The sequence below is a fragment of the Phytohabitans kaempferiae genome, from assembly GCF_042433955.1.
Lineage (GTDB): Bacteria > Actinomycetota > Actinomycetes > Mycobacteriales > Micromonosporaceae > Phytohabitans > Phytohabitans kaempferiae.
On record NZ_JBHLUH010000085.1, the window covers coordinates 1 to 22,910 of the forward strand.

The 22,910-nt window shown below is 73.1% G+C and carries 23 protein-coding genes and 1 riboswitch; of the genes, 17 read left to right on the plus strand and 6 right to left on the minus strand.

Going from position 1 to position 22,910, the window contains the following annotated elements; all coding sequences use genetic code 11:
- Window positions 1-457 (minus strand): DUF1622 domain-containing protein (locus ACFFIA_RS38900; RefSeq protein WP_377261398.1); only part of this gene is annotated, 457 nt, incomplete at its 3' end.
- 82 nt (window positions 458-539) lie between these two features.
- On the opposite strand from ACFFIA_RS38900, the gene ACFFIA_RS38905 reads away from it, so the two are divergent.
- The 5 genes from ACFFIA_RS38905 (at window position 540) to ACFFIA_RS38925 (ending at window position 7,457) form a co-directional block, all read left to right on the plus strand.
- On the plus strand, window positions 540-1,259 hold the full coding sequence (locus ACFFIA_RS38905) for an ElyC/SanA/YdcF family protein (RefSeq protein ID WP_377261400.1): 720 nt from the start codon (window positions 540-542) through the stop codon (window positions 1,257-1,259).
- Window positions 1,260-1,362: 103 nt separating this feature from the next.
- Window positions 1,363-3,450 carry an ArnT family glycosyltransferase gene (locus ACFFIA_RS38910; RefSeq protein WP_377261402.1) on the plus strand — a complete coding sequence of 696 codons (2,088 nt, stop codon included), beginning with the start codon at window positions 1,363-1,365 and terminating at the stop codon, window positions 3,448-3,450.
- 34 nt (window positions 3,451-3,484) lie between these two features.
- The gene (locus tag ACFFIA_RS38915; RefSeq protein ID WP_377261405.1) at window positions 3,485-4,534 is read left to right on the plus strand and encodes an aldo/keto reductase; all 1,050 of its coding nucleotides are present in this window, start codon (window positions 3,485-3,487) and stop codon (window positions 4,532-4,534) included.
- Between the two features lie 112 nt (window positions 4,535-4,646).
- Window positions 4,647-5,072, plus strand: a complete 426-nt coding sequence (locus tag ACFFIA_RS38920) for a PRC-barrel domain-containing protein (RefSeq protein WP_377261407.1) — start codon at window positions 4,647-4,649, stop codon at window positions 5,070-5,072.
- A 90-nt stretch (window positions 5,073-5,162) separates the two neighbouring features.
- Window positions 5,163-7,457: a terpene synthase family protein gene (locus ACFFIA_RS38925; RefSeq protein WP_377261409.1), complete on the plus strand. Its 2,295-nt coding sequence runs from the start codon at window positions 5,163-5,165 to the stop codon at window positions 7,455-7,457.
- Between the two features lie 62 nt (window positions 7,458-7,519).
- On the opposite strand, the gene ACFFIA_RS38930 is transcribed toward ACFFIA_RS38925, so the two are convergent.
- Window positions 7,520-8,920 (minus strand): cellulase family glycosylhydrolase, encoded by a 1,401-nt coding sequence (locus tag ACFFIA_RS38930; protein WP_377261411.1) that lies wholly within the window; start codon window positions 8,918-8,920, stop codon window positions 7,520-7,522.
- Between the two features lie 312 nt (window positions 8,921-9,232).
- Here ACFFIA_RS38930 and clsA point away from each other — a divergent pair, with 312 nt between their 5' ends.
- From clsA to ACFFIA_RS38975, 9 genes are all read left to right on the plus strand, one after another.
- Complete coding sequence (clsA, locus tag ACFFIA_RS38935) at window positions 9,233-9,820, plus strand: cardiolipin synthase ClsA (protein WP_377261414.1); 588 nt, start codon at window positions 9,233-9,235, stop codon at window positions 9,818-9,820.
- Window positions 9,817-10,692: a DUF881 domain-containing protein gene (locus tag ACFFIA_RS38940; RefSeq protein ID WP_377261416.1), complete on the plus strand. Its 876-nt coding sequence runs from the start codon at window positions 9,817-9,819 to the stop codon at window positions 10,690-10,692. Before clsA ends, ACFFIA_RS38940 begins: the two co-directional genes overlap by 4 nt.
- 52 nt (window positions 10,693-10,744) lie before the next feature.
- A complete protein-coding gene (locus ACFFIA_RS38945; protein ID WP_377261418.1) occupies window positions 10,745-11,077 on the plus strand; it encodes a small basic family protein in 333 nt (110 codons plus the stop codon).
- Window positions 11,078-11,141: 64 nt separating this feature from the next.
- A complete protein-coding gene (locus ACFFIA_RS38950) occupies window positions 11,142-12,080 on the plus strand; it encodes a DUF881 domain-containing protein (protein ID WP_377261421.1) in 939 nt (312 codons plus the stop codon).
- Between the two features lie 15 nt (window positions 12,081-12,095).
- Window positions 12,096-12,476, plus strand: coding sequence for a glycine cleavage system protein GcvH (gene gcvH, locus ACFFIA_RS38955; protein ID WP_377261424.1), 381 nt, complete (start codon window positions 12,096-12,098; stop codon window positions 12,474-12,476).
- A 119-nt stretch (window positions 12,477-12,595) separates the two neighbouring features.
- Entirely contained in the window at window positions 12,596-13,039 is a 444-nt protein-coding gene (gene odhI, locus ACFFIA_RS38960) for an oxoglutarate dehydrogenase inhibitor Odhl (RefSeq protein WP_377261426.1), read from the plus strand.
- Between the two features lie 92 nt (window positions 13,040-13,131).
- Window positions 13,132-13,776: a transcriptional regulator FtsR gene (gene ftsR / locus ACFFIA_RS38965; protein ID WP_377261481.1), complete on the plus strand. Its 645-nt coding sequence runs from the start codon at window positions 13,132-13,134 to the stop codon at window positions 13,774-13,776.
- A gap of 112 nt (window positions 13,777-13,888) precedes the next feature.
- Window positions 13,889-14,353, plus strand: coding sequence for a bifunctional nuclease family protein (locus ACFFIA_RS38970; RefSeq protein WP_377261429.1), 465 nt, complete (start codon window positions 13,889-13,891; stop codon window positions 14,351-14,353).
- Window positions 14,354-14,495: 142 nt separating this feature from the next.
- A complete protein-coding gene (locus ACFFIA_RS38975) occupies window positions 14,496-15,071 on the plus strand; it encodes a MerR family transcriptional regulator (protein ID WP_377261432.1) in 576 nt (191 codons plus the stop codon).
- Window positions 15,072-15,082: 11 nt separating this feature from the next.
- On the opposite strand, the gene ACFFIA_RS38980 is transcribed toward ACFFIA_RS38975, so the two are convergent.
- Complete coding sequence (locus ACFFIA_RS38980; protein ID WP_377261435.1) at window positions 15,083-15,331, minus strand: LuxR C-terminal-related transcriptional regulator; 249 nt, start codon at window positions 15,329-15,331, stop codon at window positions 15,083-15,085.
- Between the two features lie 192 nt (window positions 15,332-15,523).
- Window positions 15,524-15,619, plus strand: a riboswitch (glycine riboswitch).
- Window positions 15,620-15,682: 63 nt separating this feature from the next.
- Between ACFFIA_RS38980 and gcvP the strand changes: the two genes are divergently transcribed.
- Window positions 15,683-18,466: an aminomethyl-transferring glycine dehydrogenase gene (gene gcvP, locus ACFFIA_RS38985; RefSeq protein WP_377261437.1), complete on the plus strand. Its 2,784-nt coding sequence runs from the start codon at window positions 15,683-15,685 to the stop codon at window positions 18,464-18,466.
- A gap of 305 nt (window positions 18,467-18,771) precedes the next feature.
- Here gcvP and ACFFIA_RS38990 read toward each other — a convergent pair whose 3' ends face one another.
- A complete protein-coding gene (locus ACFFIA_RS38990; protein WP_377261483.1) occupies window positions 18,772-18,972 on the minus strand; it encodes a DUF5999 family protein in 201 nt (66 codons plus the stop codon).
- Between the two features lie 123 nt (window positions 18,973-19,095).
- Here ACFFIA_RS38990 and ACFFIA_RS38995 point away from each other — a divergent pair, with 123 nt between their 5' ends.
- The gene (locus ACFFIA_RS38995) at window positions 19,096-20,298 is read left to right on the plus strand and encodes a chorismate-binding protein (RefSeq protein WP_377261440.1); all 1,203 of its coding nucleotides are present in this window, start codon (window positions 19,096-19,098) and stop codon (window positions 20,296-20,298) included.
- 181 nt (window positions 20,299-20,479) lie between these two features.
- Window positions 20,480-20,977 (plus strand): peptide deformylase, encoded by a 498-nt coding sequence (gene def / locus ACFFIA_RS39000; RefSeq protein ID WP_377261442.1) that lies wholly within the window; start codon window positions 20,480-20,482, stop codon window positions 20,975-20,977.
- A gap of 48 nt (window positions 20,978-21,025) precedes the next feature.
- Here the strand turns inward: def and ACFFIA_RS39005 are convergent, their stop codons facing one another.
- Both ACFFIA_RS39005 and ACFFIA_RS39010 read right to left on the minus strand, forming a co-directional pair.
- Window positions 21,026-21,685, minus strand: coding sequence for an HNH endonuclease family protein (locus ACFFIA_RS39005; RefSeq protein WP_377261445.1), 660 nt, complete (start codon window positions 21,683-21,685; stop codon window positions 21,026-21,028).
- A 49-nt stretch (window positions 21,686-21,734) separates the two neighbouring features.
- Entirely contained in the window at window positions 21,735-22,874 is a 1,140-nt protein-coding gene (locus ACFFIA_RS39010) for an alanine racemase (RefSeq protein ID WP_377261447.1), read from the minus strand.
- Window positions 22,875-22,910 lie beyond the last annotated feature (36 nt).

Consider the following 22,910-nt stretch of genomic DNA (forward strand, 5'->3'; position numbering starts at 1 on the left):
AGCCTGATCGCCTTCGACCACTGAACCAGCCGATAACTCCCCGCATCACTCGTCTAGGTGGCTCCGCGGCCGGGCGGGCGCGGGCGGCGGCCCGGGACATCACGGTCGCGCCGCTGGTCAGGGCGCGTCGCCAGGGCGGCACGCCGTCGATCTCGACCTGCAAGGAGAAGCTGAGGAACGTGCGGATCAGCACGATCAGCCCGAGCACGACCACGCCCTCCAGCGTCGGCTTGATCGCGACCGTGCGGATGAGGTCGGCGGCGACCAGCACCTCCAGCCCCAGCAGCAGCGCGCCGCCGAACAGCTCGCGCATGGACCGGTAGGCCCGCCGCCCGCCGTTGGAGCGCCACAGCCGGAGCGCGACGGCGACCGACCACAGGAGCCCGACCACCAGCACCGCGACGCCGATGACCTCGAAGCCCCGGGCGACCCGCTCGATCAGGTCCGCGAACCCCACGGCCGCACGCTACCAATGAAACGGCCCGGGCTCCGCTACTCTGTGTCATCGCACGAGCACGTCGAGTCGCGAGGATTCCCGCATGCGCATCACACCCGTCGCCGGTCTGCTGACCGCCAGCGAGGCCACCCGCTGTGCCGTCGTCGTCGAGCAGAAAGGGGACGATCCGGTCGAGTACCGCGAACGGGTCATGGCCGGCCTGGTCCTCCACCGGGCCATCGCCCGCGGCGGCCGTTCCTGCGATTTCGTGGTCGTCGGCGGTGCCGGCGGCGACGCGCCGCCGGAGGCGATTCGGGAGTGGTGCGCGGGCAGCGAGGCGGAGCCGGTGATCTGCCACGAGTCGCGCAACACGCGGGACAAGGCCGAGTCGATCGCGCGCTTCGCCACCGAGTGGCGCACCACCGCGGTCATCCAGGTCACCGCGCTGTACCACTCGCTGCGCGCCTACCTGACCACCACCGCGGCGCTGCGCGACACCGGCGCCGCCGTGCCGGTGCTCAACTACGTCAGCGACGCCGACGACGTGGCGAGCATCCACGCCTGCGTACTCGACGAGATGTTCCTGGCGAAGGAGCTCGACGACCGGCTGGGCTTCGTGCTCGAGCCGGACGCGTACGACGCCTATCGGCGCGCGACCCGGGAGATGCGGGCCACCGCCGGGCACCGCACCTACCTGGCCCGACGGCACGGAGAGGCGCGGCGGCTGGTCGCGTACTCCGAGATCGGCAAGGGTCATCTGGTCACCGACCTGCCCACCAAGGAGATCCTGAACAGCTACCTTCCGTGGACCATCGGGCGGTAGCCCGCGCGCGACGCGTCGAACATCGCCGTCCCCTTGGCGTTTCCGCAGATCGGCGCGCTTGATAGCTTGATGTCGTGCGGGCGAGGTATCGAGAGAGCGTGCGGTGACGACCCGTTCGGCCCGGTCGCTACCGCCGCTCGGCTGGATCTTCCTGGCGGTTCTGTACGTGGCGACGGTCTACGTGACGATCGTTACCCGGGTCCAGTGGGGCCCGGACACGGCGTTCCACCTGGCCTGGATCTTCCGGCTGCTGGGCGACACCGAGCCGGAGGCGGTGCGGCGCACGGTCGAGTTCCTCGCCGACAAGGACGGCATCGAGTGCGCCACCTCGAGCCTGCCGTGGTGCCATGCGGAAAACTACCGGATGTACTTCGCCGGCGACTACGCCGCGACCGTGGGCCCGCGGGTGATGACCCGGCTGCTCGCGGCGCCGTTCGTGGCGGTCTTCGGGCCGTGGTCGATGGTGGCGCTCTCCGTCGTCGCGTACGCGGCCGGCGTCGCCTGCCTCGCCGTCCTCGCGACCCGGATGTTCGGGGCGCGGTGGGGGCTGCTGGCCGGCACGCTCGCGATCACCCCGTGGCTCGCCGCCAACTGGGCGGTGCACGCCAACACCGAGGCGCTCGCGATGGCGTTCACCACCGCCGCGCTGCTCGCGCTGCCGCTGCGCCGGCGCACCACCTGGCGCGACGTGGTGTGGTTCGTGGTGCTGCTCGGGCTGGGGCTCTTCACCCGGCAGTTCGCGATCTCGGTCACCGCCGGCACCGCCCTCGCCTGGCTGCTCGTCGCCGTCCGCGACCGGCGGCTGAAAAACGCCTGGGCGCCGTTCGCCCTCGCTGGCGTGCTCGCCAGCGGCGTGATCGTCTGGGCGCAGGGGCAGATGACCGCCTCGTACGCGGGCAGCTTCTCCACGCTCGCCACCTACGAGACGAACACCGGCACGCACGGGCTCGCCGAGGTGGCCGCGTCGGTGCCGGCGACCGCGGGGCGCATCCTGGCCGGCGACTGGAACCACGTCCGCACCGACCTGGTCCTCACCACCGTGCTGCTGACCGTGCTCGTGAGCCTGGTGTGGCGCTTCCGCAGCGAGCTCTCCGCGCTGGTGGTGGGCATGGTCGCCACCACCCTCGCGCTCAACCTGATCGTCAACGACGACTCGATCTTCCGGTACCACACGCCGAACTACCCGACGTACCTGCTCGCCGCGTTGGCCCTCGTCGCCGACCTCGCGGCCGGCCGCCGCCCGGCGCTCGCCACCGAGTCGCCCTCCGCCGGCCCGCCGCCCCCGGCGCCGTCCCGCGTGCCGCCCGCCGCGTGGGTCGCGCTCGCCGCCGCGTACCTGCTGCTGGCCCTCGTGATCCGCGACGTCAACGTGCGCAAGGCGTCGGTCGGCAGCGGCCCCGCGCTGCCCGAGCCGACGGTGGCGACCTGGCCCGACAGCCTCACGCCGATCCTCGGGTACGGCGCCGCGATCGCGCTCGTCGCCTGGCTGGGCAGCCGCCTCTGGGGGCGCTGGGGCCTGGTCGGCGCCGCGCTCATGTTCGTGCCGACGGTGATGGTGCCGCTGGCCCGGCCGGAGTTCCTCGAGCCGTACGCCGCGCTGGCCGTCGCCGCCGGGCTCTGCGCGCTGCCGTGGCACGGCCGGGCGCCGCGCGGCGGGGCGTGGGGCTTCGCCGCGGGCGTACTGCTCGCCACGGCGATGGACCCGTTCGCCGGCGTGGTCGTCGCGGGCGCGGTCGCGGTCTGGGCGACCCGGGTCGACCGGGACGGGCCGCGCAACGCCTGGGCGCCCTACCCGCTCGCCGCGCTCGTCGCCGTCGCCGTCGCGCTGGGCACGCGCCTGGCCGCCGGCCGCGACATCGTCGGCACCGCCGCCGGCGACCCGGCGGTGACCGTCGGCTGGATACCGGTCGGCTCCGACTTCATGCTGGTCGCCATCGTGGCGCTGGTCGCCGTGGTCGGCGTACGGGCCTGGCGGGACGAGCCCGCCGTGCCGTTCGCGGCCGGCGCGGTCGCCGCCGCGCTGGTGCTCTCCGCGACCGTCGACGAGGTGGTCGGGCTGCGCCCGCTGACCGCGCTGATGCCGGTGCTCGCGCTGGCCGGGGCCGCCGCGGTGGCTCGCCCGCTCGTCCGCCGCCGGGCCGCCGCCGAGCAGGTGCCGCGGCCCGAGCCGCAGCCGACCGGCTCGGCTTGACTCCGAGTCCGCTCGAAGTCCTACGCTCGTGATCATGCGTTACCGCGTACTCGGGGGAACCGGTATCCAGGTCAGCGTCCACTGCCTGGGCACGATGATGTTCGGCGCGGTCGGCAACCCCGACCACGACGACTGCGCGCGGATCGTCCACGCCGCGCTCGACCAGGGGATCAACTTCGTGGACACCGCGGACATGTACTCCGCGGGCGAGTCCGAGGAGATCGTCGGCAAGGCGCTGCGAGGGCGGCGCGACGACGTCGTGCTCGCCACGAAGGTGCACTTCCCGATGGGCGAGGGGCCCAACCGGGGCGGCAACTCGCGGCGCTGGATCGTGCGTGAGGTGGAGGAGAGCCTGCGCCGCCTCGGCACCGACTGGATCGACCTGTACCAGATCCACCGCCCCGACCACACCACCGACGTCGAGGAGACGCTGAGCGCGCTCACCGACCTGGTCCGGGCCGGGAAGATCCGGGCGTTCGGCTGCTCCACCTTCCCGGCGGAGGAGATCGTCGAGGCGCACCAGGTGGCCGAGCGGCGCGGGCTGGGCCGCTTCCGCACCGAGCAGCCGCCGTACTCGATCCTGGCCCGGGGCGTGGAGTCGGCCGTGCTGCCGGTCGCCCGGCGGTACGGCATGGGCGTGCTGACCTGGAGCCCGCTCGCCTCCGGCTTCCTCTCCGGCAAGATCCGCAAGGACCGGCCGGTCGACCTGACCACCGGCCGGGCGCGCCTCAACCCCCTGCGCTTCGACCCCGCCATCGCGGAGAACGTCGCCAAGCTCGACGCGGTCGAGCGGCTCGTCGCGCTCGCCGACGAGCTCGGCCACACGCTGCCGCAGCTCGCGGTCGCGTTCGCCGCCGCGCATCCCGCGGTCACCTCGGTGATCATCGGGCCGCGCACGATGGAGCAGCTCGACGGGCTCATCGAGGGCGCGGCGCTCGCGCTCGACGACGCGGCCCTCGACCGGATCGACGAGATCGTGCCGCCGGGCACCGACATGTACCACCCGGACGGCGCGTGGCGCAGTCCGTACCTCGCCGACCCGGCCCAGCGCCGCCGCCCGCTCGGCGACCGCGCCGCCGCCTGACCGCCGCCGCCTGTCCGCTGTGCACTGTCCAGGTTGGACGGCGCTCGACCGGCCGGCGGGGGTTGACCGGGCCCGCCGCGGGGTACGAGGTGGGGGAGGAAAGGAGGCGGACATGCAACCGTTCATCCCCTGGGCCTGGCGTGACCCGGCCATGCTGCTGGGCCGCGACCGGCTCCCCGAGGAGGGGCGCGGCGAGAGCATCCAGGCCGACGAGGAGGCGGGCGCGAGCCTGGCCGGCTTCCACGTCGAGGCGACCGACGGCGGGATCGGCTCGATCGACGAGGCCACCCACGAGGTCGGCGAGGCGTACCTGGTCGTGGACACCGGTCCGTGGATCTTCGGCCGCAAGGTGCTGCTCCCGGCCGGCACGGTGCAGAACGTCGACCACACCGAGCGCAAGGTCTACGTCGACCGCACGAAGGACCAGATCAAGAACTCTCCCGAGTACGACAAGGAGACGTTCGGCACGCCCGAGTACCGGGAGCGGGTCGGCACCTACTACACCGACAGCTACCGCGTCCCGCCGCCGCCCCTGTGAGCCACACAATCGGGTGTTTTCGGATGACTCGGGCGGTAACCGGCTGATCTGATCAGGGGGTCCGGACCTTCGAGAAAGGCTGGCCCCCCCGTGACCCAACCCTTCCGGCTGCCCGATTTCTACGCGCCCCACCCGGCCCGGCTCAACCCCCACCTCGAACAGGCCCGCGCCCACTCCAAGGCGTGGGCCCGCGAGATGGTGATGATCGAGGGCTCGGGGATCTGGGACGAGTCGGACTTCGACCAGCACGACTACGCGCTGCTGTGCGCGTACACGCATCCGGACGCCGGCGCCGCCGACCTGGACCTGGTGACCGACTGGTACGTGTGGGTCTTCTTCTTCGACGACCACTTCCTGGAGGTCTACAAGAAGACGCGGAACATCCCGGGCGCCAGGGCCTACCTGGAACGGCTGCGCGCGTTCATGCCGGTGCGCTCGCCGGACGGGATGCCGGAGCCGACGAACGCGGTCGAGGCGGGCCTGGCCGACCTGTGGCGGCGCACGGTGCCGGCGCGGTCGGAGGCGTGGCGGGAGCGGTTCGCGGAGAGCACGCGGGCGTTGCTGGAGGAGTCGCTGTGGGAGCTGTCCAACATCAGCGAGGCGCGCGTTCCCAACCCCGTGGAGTACGTGGAGATGCGCCGCAAGGTCGGCGGCGCGCCGTGGTCGGCCGACCTGGTGGAGCACGCGGTGCACGCCGAGGTGCCGGCCGTGATCGCGGCGAGCCGGCCCATGCGGGTGCTCAAGGACGCCTTCTCCGACGGCGTCCACCTGCGCAACGACATCTTCTCGTACCAGCGGGAGACCGAGTCCGAGGGCGAGCTCAACAACGGCGTCCTGGTGATGGAACGGTTTCTCGGCTGCGACCCGCAGCGTGCCGCGGACACGGTGAACGACCTGCTCACCTCGCGGCTCCAGCAGTTCGAGAACACGGCGCTGACCGAGGTGCCGCCGCTGCTGGCCGAGCACGGCCTCGACCCGGCCCAGTGCGCCGACGTGCTGCGGTACGTCAAGGGGCTCCAGGACTGGCAGGCCGGCGGGCACGAGTGGCACCTGCGCTCCAGCCGGTACATGAACAAGGGCGCTCCGGTCCACTTCGGACCGACCGGCTTCGGCACCGGCGCGGCGCGGCTGGCCCGGTCCCGCGCGTACACGCCGTACGCGCCGGTGGGGCACCTGCGCGTGCCGGAGACGTACCTGCCGTTCGAGGTGGGGACCAGCCCGCACCTGGACCGCGCCCGCGAGGCCACGGTGGCGTGGTGCCGGCAGATGCGGATGATCGACGCCCCGCCCGGAGTGCCCGGGGCCGGCCTGTGGGACGAGCGGAAGCTGCGCGGCTTCGACTTCGCGCTCTGCTCGGCCGGCCTCGACCCGGACGCCACGCCCGAGGAGCTGGACCGGTCGGCGCAGTGGCTGGCCTGGGGCACGTACGGCGACGACTACTTCCCGCTGGTCTTCAACACCAGCCGGGACGTGGTCGGGGCGCGGCTGTTCCACGAACGGCTGCGGCAGTTCATGCCGGAGGAGGGCCCGGTCACCGCGGCGCCGTCCACGCCCGTGGAGAGCGGGCTGGCCGACCTGTGGACCCGTACGACCGCCGGCCTGGCGCTGGCGGGGCGCCGGCAGCTGCGCGCCGCGATCGAGAGCATGACCGAAAGCTGGCTGTGGGAGCTGGCCAACCACGTCCAGCACCGCATCCCGGACCCGGTCGACTACGTGGAGATGCGCCGCCGCACCTTCGGCTCGGAGCTGACGATGAGCCTGGCCCGGCTCGGGCACGGCCGGCTGCTGCCGCCGGAGGTCTGGCGGACCCGGCCGATCCGCGGCCTGGAGAACTCGGCGATGGACTTCGCCTGCCTCGTCAACGACCTCTACTCGTACCAGAAGGAGGTCGAGTTCGAGGGGGAGACGCACAACGGGGTGCTGGTCGTCCAGCACTTCCTCGACTGCGACCCGGACACGGCGGCGGCGGTGACCAACGACCTGATGACCGCGCGGGTACGCCAGTTCGAGCGGACCGCGGCGACCGAGCTGCCGGTGCTGTACGAGGACTTCGGGCTGGACGGGCCGGCGCGGGCGGCGTTGGAGGCGTACGTCCAGGAGCTGCGCGACTGGATGGCCGGCGTGCTGCGGTGGCACCGGCTGACCCGCCGCTACGACGAGGCGGAGCTGCGGCGGGGCGGGCCGGGCCCCGGTGGCGGCTTCGCGGGTCCGCTCGCCGCGGGCGGACTCCCGCCGGTACTCGGTGGCCCGTGGTCCGTGCCCGGCGGTCGCCCGCCCGCCACGGTGGCCGCGCCGGGCGGAGCCGGGGTCACCGTCCCGCGGGGACCGACCGGCCTGGGCACCTCGGCGGCGCGGCTGTTCGTCCGGCCGGCCAGCCGGGTCTGAGCCGGGCGCGTACGCGACGGGGCCCCGCCGCGTGTGCGGCGGGGCCCCGTGGCGCGGAACCCTCAGCTGGCGGTGCAGGTGGGGGTCGGGTTGGTGTTGGCGCCGTTCCAGGAGCCGATGAAGCCGAACGTCGTGCTCGCGCCGGCGCCCAGGCTGCCGTTGTAGGCGACGTTGCGGGCGGTGACGGCGGAGCCGCTGGAGGTGATGTTCGCGTTCCAGGACTGGTTGACGGTCTGGCCGGAGCCGAACGTCCAGTTGACGGTCCAGCCGCTGATCGCGGAGCCGCCGGCGGTGACCCGCACCTCGCCCTGGAAGCCGCCCGGCCACTGGCCGATCACCGAGTACGTCACGGCGCAGGTGCGCCCGCCCGGCGGGGGCGTGGTCGGCTGCGTCGTGGGCGGGGTGGTGGGCGGCGTGGTCGGTGGCGTCGTCGGTGGGCGGGTGGTGGGGCTGCTGGTCGGCGGGGTGGTCGGGTTGCCGCCGAACCAGCTGAGCTCCCGCGAGGTCTGCCGGATGCCGTTGGCGCCGTTGAAGATGCGCTGGCCCCACGAGGTGAGCTGGGCGGGGTTGAAGTTGGTGACCATGTCGAGGTACTCGACGCCGCCGCCGTTGCCGCTCCACGACCAGCCGATGTACCCGATGCCGTTGGTCTGCGTGTACGACATGATCGTGTCCTCGTCGGGGTTGCCGTCCGAGTGGTTGTGGCCGAACTCGCCGACCACGATCGGCAGGCCCGCCGTGCGGAAGCGGCCCAGGTAGTCCTGGATCTCCGCGGCGGTGTCGAAGACGCCGTACATGTGGATCGAGAAGACGGTGTTGCGCTGCGGGTCGGAGTTGAAGACCGCCTGCGCGTTGTCCCGCATGATGAAGCGCCAGTCCTGGCCCCACATGGGCGCGTCCACCATGATCAGGTGCTCGAAGCCGGCGTTGCGCAGCCGGCCGATCGCGTTGGACGTGGCGGTGGGCCAGGTGGCCGAGACGCTCTCGTTGTTGCCGAACGGCTCGTTGCCGATGTTGATGACGATGAAGTTCTCGGTGCCGGCGAGCACGCTGCGCTGGCCGATCCAGTAGCTGGCCGCCTGGTCGAGCGTGGCGGCCGCGCCCTCCTCGCCGTAGCCGGTGGTGTCGTGCACCTCGAGCACGCAGAGCAGGCGGTTGGTGCGGCACAGGTTGACGACGGTGGCGAGGTCGTTGCTCGGGCCCCACCGCTGGCCGCTGCCGAGCACCACGCGCACGGTGTTGGCGCCGAGCGCCTTGATGTTGGCGAACGAGCTGGTCTGGCCGGTGTACCAGACGTGCGGGTGGCTGACCCCGCGCATCACCACGTTGGTGCCGTTGGCCTCGACGATGCGGCCGTTGTTGACCCGCAGGCCCACGGCGGCGTCGGCCGGCTTGACGAAGAAGATGACCGAGGCGACGAGGGCGAGTGCCGCCGCGCCGACGATCGCGATCTTTCTTTTCATGGATCACCTCGAAAAGGAGCCCGAAGGGGACGGCGAACCTTCCCGGAGGGTCGCGGCGCGCCAGCGCCACGCCGATCCGGCTGCGAAAGGTCCGGTGGAGGGGCTGTGCCCAAAGCCCCACGACGACCACCCGGCTCCCGGGGGACCGCATCAGCGTAGATGAATGCCCCATTCAAATCAACCGGTTAAGTTGCGCCCGGCCACGAGGTCAGACCCAACGTCCTAGGACGCTCTACGGGGTGTGCCGCACACCTCCCGAAGGTGAGGTGGATATAGTTCAACCGCTGCAAGGGGGGAGCGGAGGGAGGCTCGGTGTCGTACGGGGGCGCCCATACTTCCCGGGTCCTCACGGTTCCCAACGCGATCAGCTTCGTGCGCCTGCTCGGCGTGCCCCTGTTCCTCTATCTTCTGTTGGGGCCGGAGGCCGACGTGGCCGCGGTCGTGGTCCTCGCGGTGGGGGGCACCACCGACTGGGTCGACGGATACGTCGCCCGCCGTCTCGGCCAGGTGAGCCGCCTCGGCGAGCTGCTCGACCCCGCCGTCGACCGCCTCTACATCCTGGCCACGCTGGTCGCCTTCACGGTGCGCGAGGTGGTGCCGTGGCAGTTCACCGCCGCGCTGCTGGCCCGCGAGGCGGTGCTGGTCGCGAGCCTGGCGGTGCTGCGCCGGCACGGGTACGGTCCGCCGCCGGTGCACTACGTCGGCAAGACCGCCACCTTCATCATCCTGGCGGCGTTCCCGGTGCTGCTGCTCGCGCACGCGTCGGAGGGGGCGGCCGGCGTGGCGTTCCCGATCGGCTGGGGGCTGGCCTGGTGGGGGCTGGTCCTCTACTGGGTCGCCGCGGCGTTGTACGTGGTGCAGACCGTCAAGCTGGTGCGTGCCCAGGCGGGCGAGCGGTGACCGACAAAAGCGACAAGGGCCGCGAGTACGCGCCGGACTTCCTCACCGAGCTGTTCCGCAACCCGCTCGACGAGGGATACTCCGACGCGGCCCGGCGCAAGGCGATCGCCGGCGAGCCGACCGGCTGGCGGGCCGCCGCGGTGCGCCTGGTGAGCGCGCTCACGCTGGTCGCGGTCGGCTTCCTGCTGGTGGTGGCCTACCGGCAGACGGTCGCTGACGAGCCCTCCCGCAGCCAGGCGCGGGCCGGGCTGGTCGGCCAGATCGAGCAGCGCCAGGCGGCCACCGACGAGCTCCAGCGCGAGGCCGACGCGCTCCGCGCCGAGGTGACCCGGCAGCGTGACGCGGCGCTCGACGACCGCGACGCGGCCCGGCTGCGCGACCAGGAGGCGGCCGCCGGGCTGGCCCGGGTGAGCGGCGACGGCGTCGAGGTGCGGCTGGACGACGCGCCGGACGCGGTCGACGCGGTCACCGGCGCCGGCAAGCCCGACCTCGGCCGGGTCCTCGACCGCGACCTGCAGGACGTGGCCAACGCGCTGTGGAGCGCCGGCGCCGAGGCGATCGCCGTCAACGACCAGCGGCTGACCGCCACGTCGACGATCCGTGCGGCAGGTTCGGCTATCCTGGTCGACTTCCGGCCGGTCACCCGCCCGTACGTGGTGCGCGCGATCGGCCCCGGCGACATGGCGGACGACTTCAAGGCCAGTGCCACCGCGCGGCTGTTCCGGGCGCTGGTGGAGGACGAGGGGATGTCGTTCTCGGTGCGCGAGGTCGACGACCTCACGCTCCCGGCGGCGTCCGATCCGCAGCTGCGCTTCGCGACGCCGTCACCGACCGCCACGCCCACCCCTCGCACCACGGAAGGCGGAGGATGAAGCACCCCACGAAGACGGTCCGCTTCGCTCGACGTTTCCCCGGAGGGCCCGCATGATCGCGGTGATAGCCCTGGCGGTCGGCGTCGTGCTCGGCGTGCTGCTCGACCCGACCGTGCCGGCGGCGCTCCAGCCGTACCTGCCGATCGCGGTGGTGGCCGCGCTCGACGCGGTGTTCGGCGGTGTGCGCGCCCGGCTCGACGGGATCTTCGACGACAAGCAGTTCGTGATCTCCTTCATCTCGAACGTGCTGGTCGCCGCGCTCATCGTCTACCTCGGCGACCAGCTCGGCGTGGGCGGGCAGCTCTCCACCGGCGTGGTGGTCGTGCTCGGGGTGCGGATCTTCGGCAACGTCGCGGCGATCCGCCGGCGGCTCTTCAAGGCGTGACGGGCATGAGGGGGCACACGATCTGGTACGCCGCGCGTCCGGCCGAGGTCAGGTGGGGACGGGCGTGAGCGACGAGCACAAGCCATCCGGTACCGGCTGGCCGGCACCGGAGCCGGGCGGCGAGCCGGAGCCGCGGGAGGCCGCCGAGCCGGCCGCCGAAGGTGAGGCGCGGCGGCCGGAGGCGCCGCCGCCCGCGTCCCGGGTCGCGCCCGAGCCGGACGCCGAGCCCGAGTCGCCGGAGGCGGCCAGGGACACGGCGCCCGTACCCGATGAGGAGCGCGCGGAGGAGGCGCGGCCGGCGGCGGCCAGGCGGTCGGTGACCTCGGCCGGTGTGGTCATCGCGGTGCTGCTGGCGCTGCTCGGCTTCACGCTGGTGGTGCAGCTCAAGAGCAACTCGGCCGACCAGGGGCTGGCGTCGGCGCGGCAGGACGACCTGGTGCGCATCCTCTTCGACCTGGAGTCGCGGGAGGAGCGGCTGCGCGACGAGATCGCCGACCTGGAAGACAGCCAGCGGCAGCTCAGCTCGGGCGCGGCGGGCCGCCAGGCGGCGCTCGACGAGGCCACGCGGCGCGCCGACGAGCTGGGCGTGCTGGCCGGGACGCTGCCGGCGCGGGGGCCGGGGCTGACGGTCGAGTTCCGGCAGGGCTCGGAGCGGCTGAAGGCGTCGGCGATCCTCGACGCGGTGCAGGAGCTGCGCGGCGCGGGCGCGGAGGCGATGCAGATCGCCGGGGCCGACGGCACCGCGGTGCGGATCGTGGCCTCCACCTGGTTTCTCGACCAGGAGGGCGGCGTGGGCGTGGACGGGCGGAGGCTCTCCGCGCCGTACACGATCACGGTGATCGGCGAGCCCCGGACCATGGAGACCGCGCTGAAGATTCCCGGCGGGGTGGTGGAGTCGGTGGGGAACGACAACGGTACGGTGATCGTGCAGGAGCACGAGGTGGTCGACGTGTCGGCGCTTCGCGCTCCCACCAGCCTGCAGCACGCGCGTCCCACCTCCTGATGTGAAGGATCGTCTGTGATTCCCGAGGATCTGCGTTACACGGCCGAGCACGAGTGGGTGGCCGCTGCGGGTGGCGGGCCGGTGCGGGTGGGCATCACCCATTTCGCCCAGGACGCGCTCGGTGACATCGTCTACGTGCAGCTGCCCGAGCCGGGCGCGGCGGTGGCGGCGGGCGAGGCGTTCGGCGAGGTGGAGTCGACCAAGAGCGTGTCGGAGATCTACGCGCCGCTGGCGGGCACCGTGGTCGCCCGAAACGACAAGCTGGCCGAGGAGCCCGAGGTCATCAACACCGACCCGTACGGCGAGGGATGGCTGGTCGAGATCGAGCCGGCCGATCCGGCGGCTGTCGAAGGGCTGTTGACCGCCTCGGCGTACCGTGAACTGACGGCGAGCTGACCTCGCGCGGCATCTGCCCGCGCGTCCGGTTGACCCTGTATTTCGGCGCTGGCTAGGCTCGCCCAGTCGAGCCAGACCCGTGCTCAGCGCTGCCCGAATGAGATCCGTGAGGTGGTCAGATGACTCGCCCAGACGACGAGTTTCCCCCACTCGACGTCACGTCCACGCTCAACCTCGGCTCGCTCGACGAGGTGCTCGAGGGGCCTGACACGGACGTGGTGCCGAGCCGCATGTCAGGCTCGCTGCCGCCCGGCATGGCGTTGCTCGTCGTACGGCGGGGGCCCAACGCGGGCGCGCGGTTCCTGCTCGACCACGACGTGACGACCAGTGGCCGCCATCCGGACAGCGACATCTTCCTCGACGACGTGACGGTTTCCCGGCGGCACGCGGAGTTCCATCGCGACGGCGGCACGTTCACGGTGCGTGACGTGGGGAGCCTCAACGGCACGTACGTCAACCGCGAGCGGGTCGAGGCGGCCACGCTCAGCAACGGCGACGAGGTGCAGATCGGCAAGTTCCGCCTCGTCTTCATCGCCGGCCCCCGGCCGGACGACGCCCGATGACCGCGCCCGGTGGCGCCACGCACGAGCACCAGGGGGCTGGGTAGAGGGTGACGGCGGAGCGGGCCGAGGCGGGAGCGCCGCCGCCAGCGCTGATGAGCATTGGCGAGGTGCTCGCCGAACTGCGCGCGGAGTTTCCCGACACCACCATCTCCAAGCTGCGCTTTCTCGAGGCGGAGGGGCTCGTCGAGCCGCGGCGGACCCCGGCCGGCTACCGCAAGTACAGCTGGGACGACATCGCCCGGCTGCGCTTCGTGCTGAGCGCGCAGCGCGACCAGTACCTCCCGCTGCGGGTGATCCGTGAGCAGCTCGCCTCGCGCGACGCGGCCCCGGTGCGCCTGGTGGCGGTCGGCTCCGCGCCCGAGGGTGACTCGCGGCTGACCCGCGACGAGCTGGTCGCCCGTTCGGGGCTGGACGTGACGACGCTCGGCGAGGTGGAGCGGCTGGGGCTGCTCGCGCCGATCGCCCCCGGGCGGTACGACGCCGACGCGCTCGCCGTCGCCACCGCGGTGGCCGGGCTGGCCGCGTTCGGGCTGGAGCCCCGGCACCTGCGCGCGTACCGGGCCGCGGCCGACCGCGAGGTGGGGCTTTTCACCCAGCTGCTGGCCCCGCTGGCGCGGCAGAACGACCCGGCGGCCCGGGCCCGCGCCGACCAGACCGCGGCTGACCTGGCGCGCCTCTCGCAGCAGTTGCACGCGGCGCTGGTACGCGCGGGGCTGCGCGATGCGCTGGGGCGCTGAGGCGGCCGTGTCAACGGCTCGGTGGCGTTGACACAAACCGCAGGGGACGGGCCACCGGCGGTCCGTGTACCGTGACGGTGAGGCGGGAAGACACAACCACACGGAGGCGGCGGTGCGCGAGCTGAGCGTGGTCGGGGTGCGGGTGGAGCTGCCCAGCAACCAGCCGATCGTGCTGCTCAGAGAGGTCGAGGGCGACCGTTACCTGCCGATCTGGATCGGTGCGGTCGAGGCCACCGCGATCGCGTACGAGCAGCAGGGCGTCAAACCGGCCCGGCCACTCACCCACGACCTGCTGCGCGACATCCTGGCGGCCCTGAAGGCCCCGTTGCGCGCGGTCGAGATCACCGAGCTGAAGGAAAACGTGTTCTACGCCGACCTGCTGATCGGCGACGGGCTGCGGGTCTCGGCCCGGCCGAGCGACTCGATCGCGCTGGCGCTGCGTGTCGGCGCCCCGATCCGCTGCGCCGAGCAGGTGCTGAGCGAGGCCGGGATCGTGATCCCGGACGAGCAGGAAGACGAGGTGGAGAAGTTCCGGGAGTTCCTGGAGCAGGTGCGCCCGGAGGACTTCGCCGGCTAGGGGTGAACCATCCCTCGGGCGCGGCGTGTCGGGCCAAACCTTCCCCGGCAACCCTCCACATGCGCTATAGGGTTGGCCCGGCGGCCGGCGCGGGCCTTCTTTGCGAGCGCCAGCCGGCACAGCCCCGTTGGGAGGTTGCCACATGGATGAGGGTTCCTCCTCAGTAGCCGCCGTGGGCGGCGAAGAGGTCGACACCGTCGGATATCGCGGTGTGACCGCCTGCCACGCGGTCGGGATCAGCTACCGACAGCTGGACTACTGGGCGCGCACGGCGCTGGTGGTGCCGAGCATCCGGGACGCCTCGGGCTCGGGCACGCAGCGGCTGTACTCGTTTCGCGACCTGGTCGTGCTCAAGGTGGTCAAGCGGCTGCTCGACGCCGGCGTCTCCCTGCAGAACATCCGGAAGGCGATCGAGACCCTCCGCTCGCGCGGTGTCGACGACCTGGCCGGCATCACGCTGATCTCCGACGGCACGACGGTTTACGAGTGCCGTTCGCCGGAGGAGGTCGTCGACCTGCTCCAGGGTGGCCAGGGCGTGTTCGGCATCGCCATCGGCGGCGCCTTCAAGGAGATCCAGGGCTCGCTGTCGCACCTGCCGGCGGAGCCGGCCGCGGGCGCGCCGGTGACGACCGAGGTGGCCGCCGCCGACGCCGACGACACCGACGCGATGGTGGGCGACGAGCTGGCCGCCCGGCGGGCGCGCCGCCGGGCGGGCTGAGGCTCCCCCGGTCACCGGTCCTCTCCGGGCGGATCGCCCGGAGGCCGTGGGTCGGCGGGCTGGGCGGCGCGCAGGGCGCCGAGCGCGAGGCCGAGCTGGAAGCGGTTGTCCACACCGAGGCGGTCCATCAGCCCGCGCAGGATGTAGGAGACCGAGCGGGCGCTGATGCGCAGCTCGCGGGCCGCGCTGGCGTCGGTGTGCCCGCGGGCGAGCAGCTCGATGAGGGCGCGTTCGCGTGGTTCGAGCGCGATGTCGTGCAAGGCGTACTCCTGACCTTCCTTGTGCGGCGCCCATGCAACCAGCCCGCGCCGGACCCGGCGGTCGCCGTGATCCCTTCGTGACCGGACCTTGCGAGATCGCGCAACGTCCCTCGGCCGCCCAGGTGGTGGATCTTGTGGGGGACCAGGACATCCGGGCGAAACACGCGTCCTGGTAGGTTTGACCTCGCCGGTACCACCCGCGCGGGAGAGACCGCCAGCATCGACTGGCGGCGCCGAAGGGGCAAATCCTCCCCGGAACCTCTCAGGCAAAAGGACCGCGAGGGCAGGCGACTCTGGAGCGCTGGCGCGACAGAGGGGGAGGTTGCTGAGCCGACCTTCCAGGAGCCGCCCATGAGTTTCGCCGCCCGCCACATCGGACCCTCCGGCGCCGAGCAGCGCCGCATGCTGGAGACCGTCGGATACGGCTCGCTCGACGAGCTGATGGACGCCGCGATACCCGAGGTGATCCGCTGGCACGAGGGGCTCGACCTGCCGCCGGCCGCCACCGAGGAGGAGGCGCTCGCCGAGCTGCGCGCGCTCGCCTCGCGCAACACCGTGGCGGTCTCGATGATCGGCCTCGGCTACCACGGCACACACACGCCGGCGGTGATCCGCCGCAACGTGCTGGAGAACCCGGCCTGGTACACCGCGTACACGCCGTACCAGCCGGAGATCAGCCAGGGGCGGCTGGAGGCGCTGCTCAACTTCCAGACCATGGTGGCCGACCTCACCGGCCTCACCACCGCCAACGCCTCCATGCTCGACGAGGCGACCGCCGCGGCCGAGGCGATGACCCTCGCCCGCCGCGCGAGCAAGAGCACCAGCATGGTGTACGTGGTGGACGCCGACGCGCTGCCGCAGACGCTTTCGGTCATCCGCACGCGGGCCGAGCCGCTCGGCATCACGGTGCGGGTGGTCGACCTGGCCTCCGAGCCGCTGCCCGGCGAGTTCTTCGGGCTGCACCTCCAGTACCCCGGCGCGTCCGGCGTGGTGCGCGACCACGCCGCGCTGGTCGAGGCGGCGCACGGGGTCGGCGCGCTGGTCACCGTCGCCGCCGACCTGCTGGCGCTCACGCTGCTGCGCCCGCCGGGGGAGATCGGCGCCGACATCGCGGCCGGCACCACGCAGCGGTTCGGCGTACCGATGGGGTTCGGCGGCCCGCACGCCGGCTACCTCGTGGTCCGCGCGGGGCTGGAGCGGATGCTGCCCGGCCGCCTGGTGGGCGTCTCCCGCGACGCGGACGGCGCGCCGGCGTACCGGCTGGCGTTGCAGACCCGCGAGCAGCACATCCGCCGGGAGAAGGCGACCAGCAACATCTGCACCGCCCAGGTGCTGCTCGCCGTGATGGCCGGCATGTACGCCGTCTACCACGGCCCGGCCGGGCTGCGCGCGATCGCGTCCCGGGTCGCCGACCGAGCGGCGACGCTCGCGGCGGGGCTGCGGGCTGGCGGGGTGCCGCTGGTCAGCGACGACTTCTTCGACACGGTGACCGCGGTGGTGCCGGGGCGGGCCGCCGAGGTCGTCGAGGCCGCCGCGGCGCGCGGGGTCAACCTGCGGCTCGCCTCGCCCGACGCGGTGGGGATCGCCTGCGACGAGACGACCACGCCCGCGCACCTGGCCGAGGTGTGGGCCGCCTTCGGGGTCGCCCCGGTCGAGCCGGTCACCGCGTCGGTGCCGCTGGCGCGCGCGTCCGAGTACCTCACGCATCCGGTCTTCCACAGCCACCACTCCGAGACGGCCATGCTGCGCTACCTGCGGCGCCTCGCCGACAAGGACTACGCGCTCGACCGCGGCATGATCCCGCTCGGCTCCTGCACGATGAAGCTCAACGCCACCACCGAGATGGAGCCGGTCACCTGGCCGGAGTTCGCCGACGTGCACCCGTTCGCGCCGGCGTCGCAGGCGGCCGGCTACCGGGAGCTGATCGGCCAGTTGGAGGGGTGGCTCGCCGAGGTCACCGGGTACGACGCGGTGAGCGTGCAGCCCAACGCCGGCTCCCAGGGCGAGCTGGCCGGGCTGCTGGCGATCCGGGCGTACCACCTGTCCCGCGGCGACACCGGCCGCGACGTGTGCCTGATCCCGTCCAGCGCGCACGGCACCAACGCGGCCAGCGCGGTGATGGCCGGGATGCGCGTGGTCGTGGTGGCCTGCGACCCGGACGGCAACGTCGACCTGGTCGACCTCGACCGCCAGATCGCCGCGCACCGCGACACGCTCGCGGCGGTGATGGTGACGTACCCCTCGACCCACGGCGTGTACGAGACCGGCATCGCCTCGCTCTGCGCCAAGGTGCACGACGCGGGCGGCCAGGTGTACGTCGACGGCGCCAACCTCAACGCGCTCGTCGGCTACGCCAAGCCGGGCCGCTTCGGCGCCGACGTGTCGCACCTCAACCTGCACAAGACGTTCTGCATCCCGCACGGCGGTGGCGGGCCGGGGGTCGGGCCGGTGGCGGTGCGTGCCCACCTGGCGCCGTACCTGCCGTCCGCGGGCGGTGGCGAGGCGGCGGGGGCGGTGTCCGCGGCGCCGTTCGGGTCCGCGGGGATCCTGCCGATCCCGTGGGCGTACCTGCGGATGATGGGCGCCGACGGCCTGACCCGGGCGACCGGCGCGGCGGTGCTGGCGGCCAATTACGTGGCGGCGCGGCTGCGCGAGCACTACCCGGTGCTGTACGCGGGCAACAAGGGCCTGGTCGCCCACGAATGCATCCTCGACCTGCGGCCGCTGACCAAGGCGACCGGCGTGAGCGTCGACGACGTGGCCAAGCGCCTGATCGACTACGGCTTCCACGCGCCGACGATGTCGTTTCCGGTGGCCGGCACGCTGATGGTGGAGCCGACCGAGTCCGAGGACCTGGCCGAGCTCGACCGCTTCTGCGACGCGATGGTGGCCATCCGTGCCGAGATCGACGCGGCGGCGACCTGGGGCGCGGACAACCCGCTCGCCAACGCGCCGCACACCGCGTCGATGGTCACCGCCGACGAGTGGACCCATCCGTACCCGCGCTCGGTGGCCGCCTACCCCGACGGGGTCTCCCGCGAGGGGAAGTACTGGCCGCCGGTACGCCGGATCGACGGTGCCTTCGGTGACCGCAACCTGGTGTGCGCCTGCCCGCCGGTCGACTCCTACGCCTGACCGGCCGGCCCGCCGGGCCTCGGCGTCCGGGGAGTGTTTTCCGGCCGTGGCCCGGCGTGTGAGGCCAAGAGGCGGGCCAGCGGCGCACAGGGCCGCCCTGGGAGCCGCGTCACGGCGGCGGGCGCGCTCGTGGGGGCCGGGTCGGGTCCGCGCCGTGCGGGGCGTCCCCTCGCGGGCACGCTCGCATGGCCGCGCGAGCCGGCGGCCTTACCGATGAGGGACGACGGTGTCCGTCGAGTGCCTCAGCCCGACGACGATGGGGGCGAGGCGGGTGGCATGCTCACTCAGATGGAGCGTGCGCTTTCTCAGGCGGCGAGGGCGTGGCGTGCCGGGCCGCGGTGCGGGGCGATGGTCCTGCCGTCGGGCAGGAGCTCGCCGGTGTCCTCGAAGAGGATGACGCCGTTGCAGAGCAGGCTCCAGCCTTGCTCCGGGAAACACGCGACGACGCGTGCGGCGTCCCGGTCGGTGGCTTCAGCTGAGGGGCAGGGTGTTTGGTGCGAACACATCGGGTTCTCCGGGCTGTGGGGGTGCTGTGTCACGGTTCACATGACCAGTGACGCACGCTACCAAGCAGAACGACACTCTTTCGAACAGGTAATGGCACTAACACGGGAGAATCCACCCTTCGGATGAGGCACTTCGAACCGGTCGTACTGGGAACGCTCCCAAACCTGTCCAACATTGTCGGCGGGGCGCAGCCTTCCCGTCACGGTGCGTTCAGGGAGCGTTGCCGCGTCGAGTGGCGGATCGGCGACGGCGGCGATCCCTTCCATGTTCTCCAAGAGTTCCTCGTTCGCCACGGACTGCCGGTGCGGGATCTGGGTCGGATGGGTGACACGCCGCCCAGTACCGGTGCCGCGGTCGGCGCGTCGGTCTTCGTGTCGGCCGCCGCCGGGGCGTGGGCGGTGGGCGCCCCGACCGGCCCGCCGAGCCCGGCGCCGGCCGTCCCGGACCTGGTGGCGGTCGCCTACGACGCGTCGCGGCCGGTCCCGCCCGCCCCGGAGGAGGAGCGGGCCGGCTGGCACCTGGGCGGCTGGCGGGCGAGCTGGACGCCACGGGCGCACGCCGGCGCGGTGCGCGCGGTGCGGGCGGCGATCTCCCGGGGTGACGTCTACCAGGTGAACGTGGTCGGCCACGCCGCCGCCCCCTACCTGGGCGACCCGCTGCCGGCGCTGCGGCGGCTGGCGGGGGTGCGCGGAGCCCGGTACGCGGGGGTGCTGACCGGTACGGGCTGGGCGATCGGCTGCGCGTCGCCGGAGACGCTGGTCGAGGTGGCCGGCGGGCGGGTGGTGACCCGGCCGATCAAGGGGACCCGCCCGGCGACCGAGGTGGGGCGGCGGGAGCTGCTCGCGTCGGCGAAGGAGCGGGCCGAGCACGTCATGATCGTCGACCTGGAGCGAAACGACCTGGCGCGGGTCGCGCGTACCGGCTCGGTGCGGGTCGACGAGCTGTTCGCGATCCGGCGCTGGTGCGACCTGTGGCAGGCCGAGTCGGTGGTCTCCGCCGAGCCGGTCGCCGGCCTGGGCCTGGCCGACCTGCTGCGGGCGGTGTGCCCGGGCGGTTCGGTGACCGGGGCGCCGAAGCTGGCCGCGCTGGCCGAGATCGCGGCGCTGGAGCCGGTCGGGCGGGGGCCGAGCATGGGCGCGCTGGGCTGGGTGGGGCACGACCGGATCGACCTGGGGCTGACCATCCGCACCGCCGCCGCCGACGGGGAGCGGCTGCACCTGTGGGCGGGCGGCGGCATCACCTGGGGCAGCGACCCGGAGGCCGAGGTCGCGGAGGCGGCGGCCAAGGCCGCGCCACTGCGCGCCGCGCTGGCCGGACCCGCCTGAAGAGCCCGCCGCGGCCCGAGCCGTGCGCCGTCCTCACAGGGGCTCGCCGGATGGCCACAGGGGGCATCCCAAGGTCGCCGACCAAAAGACTAGCTTCCTAGGACGCCCTAGGGGGAGTGCGTAGGGACACGCGCACAGCGGGGGAGCGCCGAGCGGTAAGGAACCGGCTAGCCTGGCGGCCATGACGATGCGGCCCATCCGGCTGCTCGGCGACGCGGTGCTGCGTACGCCGGCCGAACCGGTCACCTCCTTCGACGCCGAGCTGCGGTCACTGGTCACCGACCTCATGGACACGCTGCTCGGCGCGCCTGGCCGGGCCGGGGTCGCGGCGCCGCAGATCGGGGTGAGCGCGCGCGTGTTCGTCTACGACGCCGACGGCGAGGTGGGCCACGTGGTCAACCCGACGATCGAGCTGTCCGAGGAGCTCCAGGAGGGCGACGAGGGCTGCCTGTCGATCCCGGAGCTGTACTTCTCGACGCCCCGCGCCATGTACGCGACGGTGGAGGGCTTCGACCAGTACGGCACGCCGCTGACGGTGCGCGGCGGCGGGTTCCTGGCGCGGGCGTTGCAGCACGAGACCGACCACCTGGACGGCAAGCTCTACATCGACACGCTGCGCGGCGACACGCGCCGGCAGGCGTTGCGGGAGATCCGCGCCGCCGCCTGGTCGCGGCGCTGAGGCGGCCGGCCCCCGATTGGCGGAGGCCGGCCGCGAGGTGTGCGGGGGTCAGGCGGTCGTGACCGTCACGGTGACGTTGGAGCACGACGCGGCGTAGCTGGTGAGCGCGCTCTTCTCGGCCGAGTCGACGGTGAGTCCCCAGCGGGTCTTCACCGCGGCCCACTCCGTGACGTACCGGCAGCGCACGCTGCTCACCGAGGGCATCCACTGTGCCGGGTCCTGGTCGCCTTTGGATTGGTTGACGTTGTCGGTGACCGCGGCCAGGCTGCGGGCGTCGCCGAGGTCGTTGGCGAAGGAGCGGCGCTTGGTGGTGGTCCAGTTGCGGGCGCCGGAGTCCCACGCCTCGGCCAGCGGTACGACGTGGTCGATGTCGACGTCGGAGGGGTTGGTCCAGGCGGCGCCGTCGTAGTAGGAGAACCAGCGGCCGCCGGAGAGGGAGCATCCGGAGCCGACGCTGGGGGTGGTGGTGGACTCGGCGATGAGCACCTCGTACCGCGTGTTGCAGCCGTCGCCGTCGGCGTCGATCCAGTGCGGGAAGAGGTCGCGGTTGTAGCCGGTGCGGATCTCGGTGGCCACGGGCAGGTCGGCGATGAGGGTGCGCAGCGGCTTGGAGATCGTGGCGGCCTGGGCCGGCGCGGGGGCCACGAGCAGGCCCGCGGCCACCCCAACGACAGCGGTGACGAGGAGCGAGAACCGGGGGGTACGCATGCGCGTACGTTAACCCGAAACATCTAAATATATGACGATCCCAGGATGGTTATACCACGAACATCTGGGGTCGCGGATGCTTCAGGTAGTCGTGGTGGGAGATGTCCCAGCCGTACGCGCCGGCGTGCCCGAAGACCAGCACGTCGCCGACCCGCAGCCGGGTCACGCGCTGGCCCCGGGTGAGGATGTCGCGGGGCGTGCACAGCTCGCCGGCGGCGTCCACCTCGACGTCGCGGACCTCGGGGCGGGCGAAGTCGTACGGCCACTGCTCGCGGGGCAGCACGGTGAAGGGGTGGCTGTACCCCCAGGCGGCGGGGAGCCGGAAGTGGTGCGTGCCGCCGCGCAGCACGGCGAACCACCGGCCGTGGTTGTGCTTGAGGTCGAGCACCTCGGCGGCGTACCAGCCGGCGGCGGCAGTGAGGTAGCGGCCGGGTTCGAACGCGAGCCGCACGCCGGACGGGGGCGGCTGGGGGCGCAGGCGGGGCAGCGGGAGCGCCTCCCCGGTGAGGTAGTCGACGCCGAGACCGCCGCCGACGTTCACATAGGACAGTTTGATGCCGAGCCGGGCGGCGGTCGCCACCGACCAGCGCACGGCCTCGTCGACGAAGGCGGTGTGCGCGTCCGCGTCCAGGTTGTTGGAGACGGCGTGCAGGTGGAAGCCGACCACGCGCAGGTGCGGGAGGTCCGCGGCGAGCGCGGCGGCCGCGGGCAGCTGGGCTTCCTCGATGCCGAACGGGGTGGGCGCGCCGGCCATCCGGTGCGTTCCGCCGAGCGTGCCGCCGGCGCGGTTGACCCGCAGGGCGATGTCGAGGGGGCCGGTGGCCAGGGCGGCGAGGCGGCGCAGCTCCAGCGGGCTCTCGGCATGGACGAGCGCGCCGGCGGCGAGCGCGGAGCGCAGCTCGGCGTCGGTCTTGGCGGGGCCGCCGAAGGCGATCGTGCGGGCGCCGGCGGCGACGGCCAGCTCCAGCTCGCCCCCGGAGGCGACCTCGAGCCCGTCGCACACCTCGGCGAGGGCGGCGGCGACGGCGGGGTGGCCGTTGGCCTTGACCGCGTACAGCAGGGTCGTGCCGTCCGGCAGGGCCGCGCGGAGGGCGGCGGCGGTGGCCCGCAGGGTCGCGGTGTCGTAGACGTACGCGCAGACCGGGGCGGTGGCGCCGGCGAGGGCGGCGCGGACTGGCTCAGGGAGCATGACGCGCTCAGGGAGCATGACGGGTTCAGGGAGCAT